At 63.4% G+C, this 14,855-nt stretch carries 11 protein-coding genes; all 11 read left to right on the plus strand.

Annotated elements, in window-relative coordinates:
• Positions 1 to 40 precede the first annotated feature (40 nt).
• The 11 genes from glf (at position 41) to fadD32 (ending at position 14,850) form a co-directional block, all read left to right on the plus strand.
• The gene (gene glf, locus GN300_RS12050; RefSeq protein WP_063315967.1) at positions 41 to 1,255 is read left to right on the plus strand and encodes a UDP-galactopyranose mutase; all 1,215 of its coding nucleotides are present in this window, start codon (positions 41 to 43) and stop codon (positions 1,253 to 1,255) included.
• Positions 1,252 to 3,165, plus strand: coding sequence for a glycosyltransferase (locus GN300_RS12055; RefSeq protein WP_007731821.1), 1,914 nt, complete (start codon positions 1,252 to 1,254; stop codon positions 3,163 to 3,165). Before glf ends, GN300_RS12055 begins: the two co-directional genes overlap by 4 nt.
• Positions 3,146 to 3,679 carry a phosphatase PAP2 family protein gene (locus tag GN300_RS12060; protein ID WP_003943893.1) on the plus strand — a complete coding sequence of 178 codons (534 nt, stop codon included), beginning with the start codon at positions 3,146 to 3,148 and terminating at the stop codon, positions 3,677 to 3,679. The genes GN300_RS12055 and GN300_RS12060 overlap by 20 nt, the downstream gene beginning before the upstream one ends.
• Positions 3,676 to 4,581 (plus strand): decaprenyl-phosphate phosphoribosyltransferase, encoded by a 906-nt coding sequence (locus GN300_RS12065; protein WP_063315261.1) that lies wholly within the window; start codon positions 3,676 to 3,678, stop codon positions 4,579 to 4,581. The genes GN300_RS12060 and GN300_RS12065 overlap by 4 nt, the downstream gene beginning before the upstream one ends.
• Positions 4,559 to 6,478 (plus strand): flagellar motor control protein ZomB, encoded by a 1,920-nt coding sequence (zomB, locus tag GN300_RS12070; protein ID WP_063315260.1) that lies wholly within the window; start codon positions 4,559 to 4,561, stop codon positions 6,476 to 6,478. Before GN300_RS12065 ends, zomB begins: the two co-directional genes overlap by 23 nt.
• 331 nt (positions 6,479 to 6,809) lie before the next feature.
• Entirely contained in the window at positions 6,810 to 7,820 is a 1,011-nt protein-coding gene (locus tag GN300_RS12075) for an alpha/beta hydrolase family protein (protein ID WP_007731818.1), read from the plus strand.
• A gap of 252 nt (positions 7,821 to 8,072) precedes the next feature.
• Positions 8,073 to 9,956 (plus strand): alpha/beta hydrolase-fold protein, encoded by a 1,884-nt coding sequence (locus tag GN300_RS12080; RefSeq protein ID WP_003943922.1) that lies wholly within the window; start codon positions 8,073 to 8,075, stop codon positions 9,954 to 9,956.
• Between the two features lie 106 nt (positions 9,957 to 10,062).
• Positions 10,063 to 10,614: a DUF732 domain-containing protein gene (locus GN300_RS12085; protein WP_003943980.1), complete on the plus strand. Its 552-nt coding sequence runs from the start codon at positions 10,063 to 10,065 to the stop codon at positions 10,612 to 10,614.
• Positions 10,615 to 10,623: 9 nt separating this feature from the next.
• Entirely contained in the window at positions 10,624 to 11,577 is a 954-nt protein-coding gene (locus GN300_RS12090; protein ID WP_003943848.1) for a cutinase family protein, read from the plus strand.
• A gap of 205 nt (positions 11,578 to 11,782) precedes the next feature.
• A complete protein-coding gene (locus tag GN300_RS12095; RefSeq protein WP_007731815.1) occupies positions 11,783 to 12,778 on the plus strand; it encodes an LLM class F420-dependent oxidoreductase in 996 nt (331 codons plus the stop codon).
• Between the two features lie 182 nt (positions 12,779 to 12,960).
• Positions 12,961 to 14,850, plus strand: a complete 1,890-nt coding sequence (gene fadD32 / locus GN300_RS12100) for a long-chain-fatty-acid--AMP ligase FadD32 (protein ID WP_003943899.1) — start codon at positions 12,961 to 12,963, stop codon at positions 14,848 to 14,850.
• Positions 14,851 to 14,855: the final 5 nt, after the last annotated feature.

Below are 14,855 nucleotides of genomic sequence, written 5' to 3' on the forward strand. Positions count from 1 at the left end.
AACCCTCGGCTTCCGAACAGGTCCGATACCCTGGTTCATCGTGACCGCTGCAAATTCAGAGACCGCCCGTGCCCAGTACGACCTGATCGTCGTCGGTTCGGGATTCTTCGGGCTGACCATCGCCGAGCGTGCCGCTACCCAACTGGGTAAGCGCGTGCTGGTGTTGGATCGCCGTCACCACCTGGGGGGAAACGCATACTCGGAGGCAGAGCCGGAGACCGGCATCGAGGTCCACAAGTACGGTGCCCACCTGTTCCACACCTCCAACAAGAAGGTCTGGGACTACGTCACCCAGTTCACTGAGTTCACGAACTACCAGCACCGCGTCTTCGCGCTGCACAAGGGGCAGGCGTATCAGTTCCCGATGGGACTCGGTCTCGTGTCGCAGTTCTTCGGTCGGTACTTCACTCCCGAAGAAGCACGCGCCCTCATCGCCGAACAGTCCAGCGAGATCGATTCGAAGGACGCCTCCAACCTCGAAGAGAAGGCGATCTCCCTGATCGGGCGCCCGCTCTACGAAGCGTTCGTGCGTGACTACACAGCTAAGCAGTGGCAGACCGACCCCACCGAGTTGCCCGCCGCGAACATCAGCCGCCTGCCGGTCCGCTACAACTTCGACAACCGCTACTTCAACGACACGTACGAGGGCCTGCCCGTCGACGGCTACACGGCGTGGCTCGAGAACATGGCGAAGGATCCGAAGATCGAGGTCCGCCTCGACACCGATTACTTCGACGTCCGCGACGAACTGCGCACCGCCAGCCCCGACGCCCCTGTCATCTACACGGGCCCGCTCGACCGCTACTTCGACTACTCCGAAGGTGCACTGGGATGGCGCACCCTCGATTTCGAGACCGAGGTTCTGCCCACCGGAGACTTCCAGGGCACCCCGGTCATGAACTACAACGACGCCGACGTGCCGTTCACCCGTATCCACGAGTTCCGTCACTTCCATCCGGAGCGCGAGTACCCGACCGACAAGACCGTCATCATGCGTGAGTTCTCACGTGCCGCGGAGGCGAAGGACGAGCCGTACTACCCGATCAACACTCCAGAGGATCGCGAGAAGCTCTCCGCGTACCGCTCACGCGCCAAGAAGGAGACCGTGGAGAACAAGGTCCTCTTCGGTGGGCGTCTCGGCACCTACCAGTACCTGGACATGCACATGGCGATCGCCAGCGCGCTGACGATGTTCGAGAACACCCTGCGCCCGCATCTCGAAACGGGTGCGGAATTGGCAGGGGAGAGCGAATGAACGCACGTCATCTACTCGAAGGCGAAGATGCCGTCAGCGGCGACGAGGTGACCTACCTCGGCAAGTCCCTGCTTCAGCGGATCATCCTGCCCCGCGCCGGTGAGCCGCTCGACGTCCGCACGTTGTACTTGGAAGAGTCCTGGTCCAACAGTCGGCGGGCGCACTCGACCTCGCGCACGTCGGTAGCGCTCGGCGCCGAGACCGAGGTCTCGTTCGCCACGTACTTCAACGCGTTCCCTGCCAGCTACTGGCGTCGATGGTCCATCCTGAAATCGGTGGTCCTTCGTCTCGAGCTGTCCGGCCACGGCCGCGTCGACATCTACCGTTCCAAGGCGGATTCCTCGCGAATTCACGTGGAAGGCAAGGAATTTGCCGACGGCGATGCCGCGGTCGAGTTCGAGGTGGAACTGGCGCCGTTCGAGGACGGTGGCTGGATCTGGTTCGACATCACCACCGATACGGCAGTGGTCGTCGAGAGCGGCGGCTGGTACGCGCCCGTCGAGGCTCCCGGCGAAGCGACTGTCGCCGTTGGTATTCCGACGTTCAACCGTCCGACCGACGCGGTCAAGGCGCTTGCTGCACTGGCTTCGGATCCGCTGGTGTCGGACGTGATCAAGGCCGTCATCATGCCGGATCAGGGCACCCGCAAGGTGCGTGACGAACCCGGATTCGCCGAAGCTGCTGCAGCGCTCGGTGATCGGCTCGCCATTCACGATCAGGGCAACCTCGGCGGCTCGGGCGGATACAGCCGAATCATGTACGAGGCACTCAAGACGACGCAGTGCCAGCACATCCTGTTCATGGACGACGACATCGAGATCGAACCGGACTCGATTCTGCGTGCGCTTTCGTTCTCGCGTTTCGCGAAGTCGCCGATGCTGGTGGGTGGGCAGATGCTCAACCTGCAGGAACGAAGCCACCTCCACGTGATGGGTGAAGTGGTCGACCGCGGCATCTTCATGTGGACCGCGGCACCGAACGTCGAATACGACCACGATTTCTCGAAGAAGCCGCTGCGCGAATCGAAACTCCTGCACCGCCGCATCGACGTCGACTTCAACGGCTGGTGGATGTGCATGATCCCGCGCCAGGTCGCCGAAGAAATCAAGCAGCCACTACCGCTCTTCATCAAGTGGGACGACTGCGAATACGGTTTGCGCGCAAAGAAAGCCGGATACCCGACCGTCACGCTGCCCGGTGCCGCGATCTGGCACATGGCGTGGAGCGACAAGGACGACGCCATCGACTGGCAGGCGTACTTCCACCTCCGTAACCGTCTGGTGGTGGCCGCGCTCCACATGCCGGGCAACGGCCGTGGCCTCGTGGTCAACACGGTGAAGGCAACGCTCAAGCACCTGCTGTGCCTCGAGTACTCCACCGTCGCGATCCAGAACAAGGCCATCGCGGACTTCCTCGCCGGACCCGAGCACGTCGCGAACATGCTGCCGACGGCACTCGGTGAGGTCCACGCCCAGCGCAAGGAATTCTCCGACGCCGTCGTACTGCCGTCGTCGACTGCGTTGCCGCTGCCCTCCGGTGCGGATGTCGGAGACGTGAGCCTGCCGCTGTCGACCGTCGCGAAGATCACCCGGGTCCTCAGGGCCGGAGTGCACAACGTGAAGCCGGCCAAGCCGGAACACCTCGAGCGCCCTCAGCTCAATGTTCCGACCATCGACGCCCGTTGGTTCCTGCTCTCGCAGGTCGACGGCGTCACCGTCACCACGGCCGACGGTCGCGGCGTCGTCTACCGCAAGCGAAACCCGAAACTCGCGCTCGAACTGCTCAAGGAAGCAACACGGTTGCGCCGCGAACTCGCCGCCCGTTTCCCCGAGCTCAAGAAGCAGTACCAGGACGCCGTTCCTTCACTGACCAGCACGGAAAGGTGGGAACGTGTCTTCGGCATCTCCTGAAGTACAGATTCTGGCCGGGATTCAGTCGACCGTCGGGCAGCTGCCGGGAGCCGTCAAGGTCGCCCGCGGTATGTCTCACTTCGGTGAGCACTCCCTCGGGTGGATCGCGATCGCTGCCGTCGGAGCTGCTGTGGACAAGCCGCGTCGACGGGAATGGGCCGGAGCAGCCGTCGGAGCATTCGGTGCACACGCCGCCTCCGTGGTGATCAAACGAGTGGTCAGGCGCAAGCGACCTTCCGATCCTTCGGTGCAGGTCAACGTCTCGACACCGAGCAAGCTCAGCTTCCCGTCATCACACGCGACGTCGACGACGGCGGCGGCTGTGCTGATCGGTCGGCTCACCGGGCTACCCTTACCGGCGTTGCTGGTGCCCCCGATGATGCTCTCGCGTCTGGTCCTGGGAGTTCACTACCCGACCGACGTACTCGCCGGAGCGGCACTGGGAGCCGCATCCGCGGCGGTAGTTCGCCGGGTCGAAGAAGCCAGAGCCGAACAGAAATGTGGAGATAAATGAGCGAGGAACCGGCTACGGTCAGCGGACCCCCGAAGTCCCTGCCCGCCGGCATCGTCAAGGCGCTTCGCCCACGTCAGTGGGTCAAGAACGTCCTTGTGCTGGCAGCGCCCATCGCGGCCGGAACCGCCACCGAAGCCGACGTGCTGTTGCCCGTCGCGCTGGCGTTCGTCGTGTTCTGTATGGCGGCATCAGGCATCTATCTCGTCAACGACGCGATGGATGTCGAAGCCGACCGTGCTCACCCCACGAAGCGGTTCCGTCCCATCGCGGCCGGCGTTCTACCCGTCAGCATCGCCTACGGCATGGCAGTCGTGCTGCTTGCCGGTGCGATCGGGCTGTCCTTCCTGGCCAACTGGCAACTCGCCGTGGTCATGGGCGTGTACATCGTCATCCAGCTCGCCTACTGCTTCGGTCTCAAGCATCAGGCCGTCATCGACATCTGCATCGTCTCATCCGGCTTCCTGCTTCGAGCGATCGCCGGTGGCGTTGCCGCCGAGATCGATCTCTCGCAGTGGTTCCTGCTGATGATGGCGTTCGGCTCACTCTTCATGGCGGCAGGCAAGCGCTACGCCGAACTGCAGTTGGCCGAGAAGACCGGCGCCAAGATCCGTAAGTCCCTCGAGAGCTACACGATGACGTACCTGCGTTTCGTGTGGACGATGGCAGCGACGACGCTGGTCCTCTGCTACGGACTGTGGGCGTTCCAACAGGACGCCATCAAGGGCACCAACTGGTACGCCATCTCGATGGTGCCGTTCACCATCGCGGTGCTGCGATACGCGGTGGACGTCGACGGCGGCGAAGCCGGAGAGCCTGAGGAGATCGCGCTCGGTGACCGGGTGCTGCAACTCCTCGCGATTGCGTGGATCGGAGTAGTGGGTGTCGCTGTCTACCTCGTCTGAGCCACGCACCGAGGCCGACCCGCACGTCGACACTGCGGCGAATCGCACCACCCTCAGTCGAGGAGTTTTTCTCGGCGGGGTGGTGCTTGCTGCTGCCCTCATGTTCTGGGGTGCGTGGGAGCGTCGCTGGATCGCCGACGACGGACTCATCGTCTTGCGAACCGTCCGCAACCTGCTCGCGGGGAACGGCCCGGTCTTCAACGCGGGTGAGCGTGTCGAGGCGAACACGAGTACCGCGTGGACGTACATCGTCTACGCGTTCAGTTGGCTCACGCAGATCCGTCTCGAATACGTTGTTCTGACGATCGCGCTCGTACTCTCGACTGCTGCCGTCGTGTTGGCGATGCTCGGCACCGGTCGTCTGTACCGCGGCGTTCGGCCGTCGGCGGGCGGAACGATCCTGCTGGTACCGGCGGGTGTTCTCGTCTACATCGCGGTTCCGCCTGCGCGAGATTTCGCCACTTCCGGGCTCGAGACATGCTTGGTGATCTTCTGGATCGCGCTCCTGTGGGTACTGCTCGTTCGGTGGGCGCAGGCGTCGACGCCGTCCACGGCGTCGATCCTGACTCTCTCGTTCGTGGCCGGACTCGGACCACTGGTTCGACCCGAGATGGCGATTCCCGGTGCTGCCGCGTTGATGATGATCGTTCTCTCCGCAGGCCTGACCTGGAAGATTCGCACACTGATCGTCGTCGTCGCCGGACTTGTCCCGGTGGCCTATCAGATCTGGCGAATGGGCTATTACGCCTTGCCGTACCCGAACACCGCGGTGTCGAAGGACGCCGGTGGCGCGAAGTGGGCGCAGGGTTTTGCGTACCTGTGGAACCTGGTCGGGCCGTACCTGCTCTGGTTGCCGTTGCTGTTCCTGCTCATCGGTGCGCTGCTGCTCGTGTGGCGAAGCCGAGCGGACACACCTACCGCTACCGCAGATCAACCCGCACGCCCGCTGTGGCAGCGCTTTCAGCAGTTTCTGCGCACGCCGCGGGCGATTGTCACCTTCATTCTCGGCAGTGGGCTGATCCTCGGGATCTACTCTCTGCGCGTCGGCGGCGACTTCATGCACGGCCGCGTCCTGTTGCCGGTGCTGTTCTGCCTGCTCATCCCGGTGGCGGTCATTCCGTTGCGGGTGCCGGCGCGGGCAGCGTTCGGAAGTAATCGCGACACCGCGATCTTCGGAGTCTCGGCGGTGCTGTGGATCGGCACGATCATCTGGGCCTTCTTCGCCGCGAACACGACGGGTATGCCCGAAGGATCCGTGGTGGGTCGCTCGGGAATCGTCGACGAGCGAGCGTTCTACGCACTCAACACCGGTCACAAGCATCCGATCCTGGCCGAGGACTACCTCGACTATCCGCGAATGCGTGCCATGGTCGAGACCATCGCGCGGACTCCGGAGGGTGGGCTGCTGCTGCCGTCCGCGAGCTACGACTCCTGGTTCGTCGTCCCACCACCCGGACCGATCGAAGAGCCGGCCGAGCACGTCGTCTTCTTCCTCAACCTCGGAATGACGAGCATGAACGTCGGCCTCGACGTTCGGGTGCTCGATCAGATGGGGCTGGCGTACCCCCTGGCAGCTCACACCGAGCGACTCGAGGACGGCCGGATCGGGCACGACAAGAATCTCTATCCGGACTGGGTGGTCGCGGACACGGGAATGATCGACGTTCGACCGTGGCTGCCGTTCTTCCTCGACGAAGACTGGGTTGCGGACGCAAAGCTGGCCATCACCTGCCCGGAAACTCAGGAGCTGCTCACGTCGTACCGCTCCGAGCTGACCTGGGCCAGATTCAAACAGAACTTCCAGCAGGCATTCGACTTCGCGAAGTACCGATTCGACCGGGTTCCGGCCTACGAATTGGAACGCTGCGGTCTCGTTCCACCGGAGTCACCCAGGTGATGTGATCAGCATCACCGACTGTTGAGGGTTTGAATATTTCGATTCAGTAACACCGAATTGATTGGCCACGATGTACTCGAAGACGATTCACCTAACCTGAATCACCCCCGAGGGGTGATGAAGGTGTTGCTCGCGGATTGGGACGTAACGGTCCACCTATTTGTCACAGCTGAACCTGTGACATAAAGTCCAGCGAGCGCAGTGTGACTTGGAAGAGGTCCGCTGCCGACCCGAACTCGTTCGGGCTGGCAGAAAAGCCTGTTCCCCGACGGAATCCGCCGGAACCACTCCACCGAGTGGGTTCCGCAGACGAAGAGAGAGAGCAGTATCCATGCGTTTTGCCAGAAAGAGGCTGACCCAGCGCCTCAAGCACCGAGCGTTGGCCATCGGTGCCGCAGCACTTGTGCTCCCCCTTGCTGCAGGAGTTGCCGGTAGTGCTGTCGCCTCTGCTGCGCCTGCGCACACTGCTCCCAGCCACACCGCCCCCTCCGGCGGATACGACGAGCTGTGGGTGCCCTCCTCGATGGGCAACATCAAGGTCCAGGTCCAGTGGGCCGCTCGCGGCGGAAACGCTGCCCTTTACCTCCTCGACGGCCTGCGTGCGCGTAACGACGCCAACGCGTGGAGCTTCGAGACCAATGCGATGGACCAGTACCGCAACGACAACATCACCCTCGTGATGCCCGTCGGCGGCGAGTCCAGCTTCTACAGCGACTGGTATGCACCGTCGAACTTCAACGGCCAGCAGATCACGTACAAGTGGGAAACCTTCCTCACCGAAGAACTGCCCAACTTCCTCGCGAACTACGGCGTCTCGCCCACCAACAACGCGGTCCTCGGCCTCTCGATGGGTGGCAGCGCTGCTCTGACGCTGGCTGCTTACCACCGTGACCAGTTCAAGTTCGCCGGCTCGCTGTCGGGCTACCTGAACATCTCGGCTCCGGGCATGCGCGAGGCAATCCGCGTCGCAATGCTCGATGCCGGTCGCTTCAACGTCGACTCCATGTGGGGACCGCCGTGGAGCCCGTCCTGGCTGCGCAACGACCCGTTCGTCTTCGCACCGCGTCTGCAGGGCCTGTCGATGTACATCTCGTCGGCAAGCGGCCTGCCCGGTGAATACGACCACCCGCGCGCACCGATCGACTACTACAACACGGCTAACGGCATGGGCCTCGAGGCTCTCGCCCTGGTCAACACCCGTGCATTCCAGATCCGCATGAACTCGCTGGGTATCCCGGCCACCTACAGCTTCCCGTCCAACGGCACGCACTCGTGGCCGTACTGGTCGGCAGAGCTGTGGAAGGCTCGCGGCCAGATCCTCGACACCATGAACGCTTGGTGATCGTGCGCGATCCCGTGACCTAGTCACTTCACCAGTGCCGTTCCGGACTCCTCGAAGGAGAACCGGGACGGCACTTGTGTATTCAGGTGCTGCACAAGCGCCCGATGTCAGTAACAATTGCACCACCAGTAACAGCGCGGCTACCCCAAGCGGGGATCGTTTGCGTGTAGAAATAGTTTCAACGGGGGTCTGGCTGCTCAGGCGGCCACACGATCGACGCGCGGACCGAACGTAAGGAAAGAGAGTGAGCTCATGCGAGTAGGCCTTGCCACGGAGGACCGTCGCCGGTCCCGGGCAACCTTCCGGACAAAGGTCGTCGGCGCACTGGCAGCGATGCTGGTTCTGCCGATCGCCGCGGGCTTGACGACGGCCGGAACCGCGGCAGCCGCGCCGGCACCTGCTCAGGCCGCACCGGCCGCCACCCAGAACCCCACCGGAGCAGCGGTCACGAAGGTCGACTGGCTCAGCGAGCGTCGCGTCGCGCTGTGGGTGAACTCTCCCGCGATGGGCACCCCGATTCAGGTGCAGATCCTCTTGGCCCGCGATTGGAACGTCAATCCGTCGGCCAGCTTCCCCTCGGTCTGGATGCTCGACGGTCTTCGCGCGACCGACAACGAGAACGCCTGGACCTACGAGACCGACGCCGAGTCCTTCTACGCGGACAAGAACGTCAACGTCATCCTCCCGGTCGGCGGTCAGTCCAGCTTCTACTCCGACTGGCTCCAGCCCGACAACGGCAAGAACTACCAGTGGGAGACGTTCCTGACCAAGGAACTGCCCCCCATCCTCGAAAAGGACTGGCGGACCACGCAGACACGCGGTGTCGTCGGACTGTCGATGGGCGGCACGTCCGCCATGTTCCTCACGGCGCGCAACCCCGGCTTCTTCAAGTTCGCCGCTTCGCTCTCCGGCATCCTCACCACCACCTCGCTCGGCATGCCTCAGGCAATCCAGTTCGCGATGACCGACGCCGGTGGATACAACTCCGCCGCGATGTGGGGACCGCCGTCCAACCCGCAGTGGGCTGCACACGATCCGTACGCGCTCGCCGAGAAGCTCAAGGGCGTCAGCCTGTACGTCTCGAGTGGTAGCGGTACGACCGGCCCGTACGACCAGCCGTCGGGAATTCCCGGCGTGAGCACCAACTACGCAGGCATGGGCCTCGAGATCCTCGCTCGCCTGACCTCGCAGACCTTCGCGACCAAGCTCAACCAGCTCGGAATCCCCGCGCAGGTCAACTACCGCCCGTCCGGAACCCACTCGTGGCCGTACTGGCAGTTCGAGCTTCATCAGCTGTGGCCGCAGTTGGCCAACGCCATCGGCGTCGAGGTCGAGAAGCCGGCTTGCGGCACTTCGGGTGAGATCGGTGCGACGGCCGCAGCCAACGGCTGGATCGGTGACTGCATCACCCCCGAGTACAGCGTCGCGGGTGGCCTGGCACAGGACTTCCGCAACGGTCGCATCTACTTCACCAGTGGAACGGGCGCCCAGCCCGTCGCCGGTCGTATCGCCGGCGCGTACATGAACACCGGAGCAGCGGCCGGCCCGCTCGGCTTCCCGCGTACCCCCGAACTCGGTACCCCCGACGGACGCGGACGCTTCAACCACTTCCAGAACGGCTCCATCTACTGGACCCCGCAGACCGGCGCTCACCCCGTCAGCGGCGACATCCTCGCCGAGTGGTCCGCACAGGGTTGGGAAGGTGGCCCGCTCGGCTACCCGACTGCCGACGAGATCGCGACCCCCGGCAAGCCGGGCAAGGTCCAGGGATTCGAGATCGGCGCAATGTACAGCAGCGCCAACGGAACTCACGCGGTTCTCGGAATGATCATGGGCAAGTACGGCGAACTCGGCTGGGAAAACGGCTGGCTCGGATTCCCGAAGTCGAACGAGGTTCCGATCAAGGACAACGGACGCTTCACCGAGTTCGAGGGCGGCAACATCTACTGGAGCCCCGGCACCGGTGCATGGTCCGTCGAGAACGGTCCGCTGTTCGACGGTTGGAAGAGCGTCGGATACGAAGGTGGACGACTCGGATTCCCGATCAGTGACAAGTTCGACATTCCCGGTGGTGTCCAGCAGAACTTCCAGTTCGGCTACATCACGGTGATCGGTGACAAGACAGAAGTTCACTAACTCACAGTGGTGCACGACGGGCGGGCCCGATCACGGATCGGTGCCCGCCCGCGTGCGTTGCGTAACCTGTTGATGGACTTTCGACTGAAGGCAAGGACGGACATTGATGTCGCTTTTCTCGGGTAACCGAAACACTTGTGCACGCGCGATCGCGGTCGGCGCCCTGGCGCTCGCCACCGGTGGCGCGCTTGTCGCGTGCGGTAGTGACGACTCCACTGCAACCTCCAATCCGGTCACCACGACGTCCGCGGCGGCTTCGTCCTCGAGCGGTTCGGCATCTGCGTCCGCCTCTGCGACCACGACGGCGTCGGCTGCGCCCACCAGCCCGGGAGCCGCGGCCACCGCGCCGCCGGAGCAGCCGCAGAGCATCGAGGGCTTCCCGGGTCCCACAGTCGTCGAGGTCAGTCCCGAGGCACAGAAGTTCCTCGACGGACTGAAGGCGAAGGGCATCACCCCAGCCGGTGACGGAAGCATCGCCGTCAACACGGCCAATTACATCTGCGCTGCCGGTCCTCAGACCGACGACGAGGTCCTGACCTTCGTGACCGCCTTCGTCGGCCAGGAAGCGTCGGCGGAAGGCAAGCAGATCACTCCCGAGCAGGCAGGTGCGAACGCTCAGATCTACATCGACGTCGCCAACGCCACCTACTGCAAGTAGGCGCGGGTCATGGCGAGGTCTGGAAAGCGTCGTGGGTGCCTGATCCCGCTGCTGATCATTCTTGTGGTCGCAGCGGTTGTGATCGGCGGTTGGTACATCCTGGCCGGGCGGGTGCCTTCGCCGACTCCGATCCCGCCGAGCCCGGAGCCTCCGGTGTCTCAGCCGGCCAGTTGCCCCGATGTCCAGGTAGTAGCCATACCGGGTACGTGGGAGTCGAGCGCTACCGACGACCCGTACAACCCGACGGCCAATCCGGCGTCGTTGATGCTGAACGTGACCCGTCCTCTGCAGGAGAAGTTCGATACTTCACGGGCCGACGTCTACACCGTTCCGTATGTCGCACAGTTTTCGAATCCGGTTGCGATCCCGCCGGACGGACAGCAGTCCTACAACAACAGTCGGGCCGCGGGAACTGCTGCCACTAACGACTTTCTGATGAAGCGGCACGCCGAGTGCCCGCTCACGAGTTACGTCCTGACCGGATTTTCCCAGGGCGCGGTGATCGCGGGTGACGTCGCCGCGAGTATCGGCGACGGTACCGGCGCGGTGCCTGCCGATCTGGTTCTGGGCGTCGGCTTGATCGCCGACGGTCGGCGCGATCCGGCGTTCGGGAACACCGTTGGCCCGAGCGTTGCCGGTGTCGGCGCCGAGCTGTCGCTGAACGGGCTGAAGCTGCCCGGTCTCACGATGACCGGCCCGAGGCCCGGCGGGTTCGGTGACCTCAACGATCGGACCTATCAGATCTGCGCGCCGAGCGACGGTATCTGCGACGCGCCGGCAGCCGCTCTCAACCCGACCAACTGGCTGAGTTCGGCGCCGCGACTGCTCGAGTACTACAACAACCCTGTGCATGCGATGTACAACTCCTTCCAAGTCGATCCGAACGGCACGACGGCCACCCAATGGATGGCACAGTGGGCTGCGGAGAAGATCGACGCTGCACCGACGCCGCCCCACAGTTGAGTCACCGCCGCACTGTTGATTCGTCACAATCGGGCGTCTCGGGAGTTCGCTCGCGGGTAATCTGCTCGTTTGGTCCCGGTAGAGTGCTGCACGGTCCGGGGGCTTCCTCTACAGTGCTGTCACGTAAGTGACTGGCGAGTAGGTTCGATTTGTCCGAGTTTGTAGTTCGAGTACGACGTACGTGTCCATCACAGGAGATCGATATATGAGTTCCACCCACGGCAGCGATGCCCTACGCAAATTTCGGTTTGCGGCCGGTGGCGAGGGCAACGCCGAAGAGGGTGGTGCGCGACGCTTCGTCAAGCTCGCGCAGAAGGCCGAGGAACTCGGCTACGACTCGTTCATGATTCCGGATCACCTGGGTAATCAGGTCGGCCCGATCGCCGCTCTCGGAGCGCTCGCTGTGGCCACCGACAAGATTCGTCTCGGCACCGCCGTGTTGGCCAACGGCTTCCGTCATCCTGCTGTGCTCGCGAAGGACGCGGCGACAATCGACGTGCTGTCCGGTGGTCGACTCGAACTCGGTATCGGTGCGGGCTGGATGAAGGAAGAGTTCGACAAGGGCGGCATCGCCTACGAAAGTCCGGGCGTTCGCATCGAGAAGCTCGAGGAGTCTCTGCAGATTCTCGACGTTCTGCTGCGCGGGCAGGAATGCACTTTCGAAGGCAAGCACTATCAGGTGCGCGGCCTCAAGGGCAGCCCGCGACCGCGGCAGGGCCCGCGGCCACCGATCATCGTGGGCGGCGGAGGCCCGAAGATGCTTGCTCTCGCGGCGAAGTACGCGGACATCATCTCGGTCGCCACACCGACCAACCGTGACGGGCGGCTTCTGCTCTCCGGAATCACGATGGAAAAGACCATCGAACGTGTCGAGCGGATCCGCGAAGCTGCCGGCGAGCGTTTCGATGAGATCGAACTCAACTGGACCATCACCATGATCATGATCACCGACGATCGAGAGCAGGCTGCCGAAATGGCAATCGCCGCTCTGGACCAAGGTTTTCCGCCGAACATCGAAGTGGATCGTAAGCTGAGCGTGGAGGAGCTGTTGAACTCTCCATACCTGGCTGTGGGCACTTTCGAGGAAATCGCAGACCAGATTCGACTGGTCCGCGAGAAGACGTCGATGTCGTACGTCGGGGTCTTCCCGACGCAGATGGAAGCGTTCGCCCCGATCATCCCGTTACTGGCGGGCGAGTAGGCCGGAGAATACGGACGATGCGAATCTGTAACATATCGATGGTTTGGGATCGATGAAGTGATTCAGGTGAGTTGCGCACAAAGTGCGATTCGATTGATCGAAGATGGACCCGAGAGAGCGAAGGAAGTCTGGGGCGCAGGCATGAAAGACAGTGCTTGTGTGATCGCTTCGGAGGAGATGGAATGAACGCGCTGTTCGATGGCTTTCTCGACGAGAAGGGCCAGATCCGCCTGCAACCAGGCTTCACGCTGGTCGACTACGTCGAGCAACACTCGCGTGTCAACGCGGACGAGCTCGCGTATCGGTACATCGACTACTCACGCGAGCGTGACGGTGAAGCCCTGGAGCTGACCTGGGAGCAGTTCGGTGTGCGTCTGCGCGCTGTTGCAGCCCGTCTGCAGCAGGTCACCAAGCGTGGCGACCGTGTCGCGATTCTTGCTCCGCAGGGACTCGACTACGTCATTTCGTTCTTCGCGGCCATTCAGGCCGGTTCCATCGCGGTGCCGCTCTTCGATCCGGACGAGCCCGGTCACACCGACCGTCTTCACGCTGTTCTCGGTGACTGCAAGCCGACTGCGATTCTGACTGCCGCATCGTCGGCGGCCGGTGTTCGACAGTTGTTCCGCTCGCTTCCCGCTGCCGAGCGTCCGCGCATCATCGCCGTCGACGCGATTCCCGACACCGTCGGTGAAACGTGGGTTCGCCCCGACATCGAACTCGACGACATCGCGTACCTGCAGTACACCTCGGGTTCGACCCGAGTTCCCGCCGGTGTGGAGATCACCCATCGTGCTGTCGGAACGAACGCGCTCCAGATGGTCGACTCCATCGAACTCAACGAGGACTCACGCGGCGTCACGTGGCTGCCGCTGTTCCACGACATGGGCCTGCTGACGGTCATCCTGCCTGCTCTGGGCGGCAAGTACATCACCATCATGAGCCCGCGTGCTTTCGTGCAGCGGCCGTACCGGTGGATCAAGGAACTTGCTGCGGTTTCCGACGGCGCCGGCACCTTTGCTGCCGCTCCCAACTTCGCTTTCGAGCACGCTGCCGCGCGTGGCCTGCCGAAGGACGGCGAGACCCTGGACCTGAGCAACGTCATCGGTCTGATCAACGGCAGTGAGCCGGTCACGACGTCGTCGATGCGCAAGTTCAACGACGCTTTTGCTCAGTACGGTCTGCCCAAGACTGCGATCAAGCCGTCGTACGGCATGGCCGAGGCGACGCTCTTCGTCTCCTCGACCAAGCATTCCGACGAGGCCAAGGTCATCTACGTCGACCGCACGGAACTCAACAAGGGACGCATGGTCATCGTCGACCAGTACTCCGAGAACGCAATCGCGCAGGTCTCCTGTGGGTACGTCTCGCGCAGTCAGTGGGCGGCGATCGTCGATCCCGAGACGCTGACCGAGGTCCCCGACAATCACGTCGGCGAGATCTGGTTGCACGGCGAGAACATCGGTATCGGCTACTGGGGTCGCCCCGACGAGACGGCGGAGACCTTCCACAACAAGCTGGACAATCGGTTGAGCGAAGACAGCCACACCGAGGGCACGCCGGCGGATGCCAACTGGATGCGTACCGGCGACTTCGGCGTCTACGTCGACGGCGAGCTGTACATCACCGGGCGCGTCAAGGACCTCGTGATCGTCGACGGTCGCAATCATTACCCGCAGGACCTCGAGGCTTCGGCTCAGGAAGCCAGCCCGGCTCTGCGCCCCGGCTTCATCGCTGCGTTTGCCGTACCGGCCAACCAGCTGCCGTCCGTCGTGTTCTCCAACACGCACTCGGGTCTGAAGTTCGACGACGACGATTCCTCGGAGCAGTTGGTCATCGTGGCCGAGCGTGCTCCCGGCGCAGGCAAGGCCGATCCGCAGCCGATCGCGGACACTGTGCGTGCGGCGATTTCTTCCCGTCACGGTGTTACGGCCCGAGACATCCTGCTCGTCCCCGCGGGTTCGATTCCGCGTACGTCCAGCGGCAAGATCGCTCGCCGCGCGTGTAAGGCGAGCTATATCGAGGGAACGTTGCGAGGCGGCTATCAGCAGACCGCATTCCCCGATAGCGTTTGAGGAGC

The sequence above is a fragment of the Rhodococcus sp. Ni2 genome, from assembly GCF_021352185.1.
GTDB lineage: Bacteria > Actinomycetota > Actinomycetes > Mycobacteriales > Mycobacteriaceae > Rhodococcus_F > Rhodococcus_F qingshengii.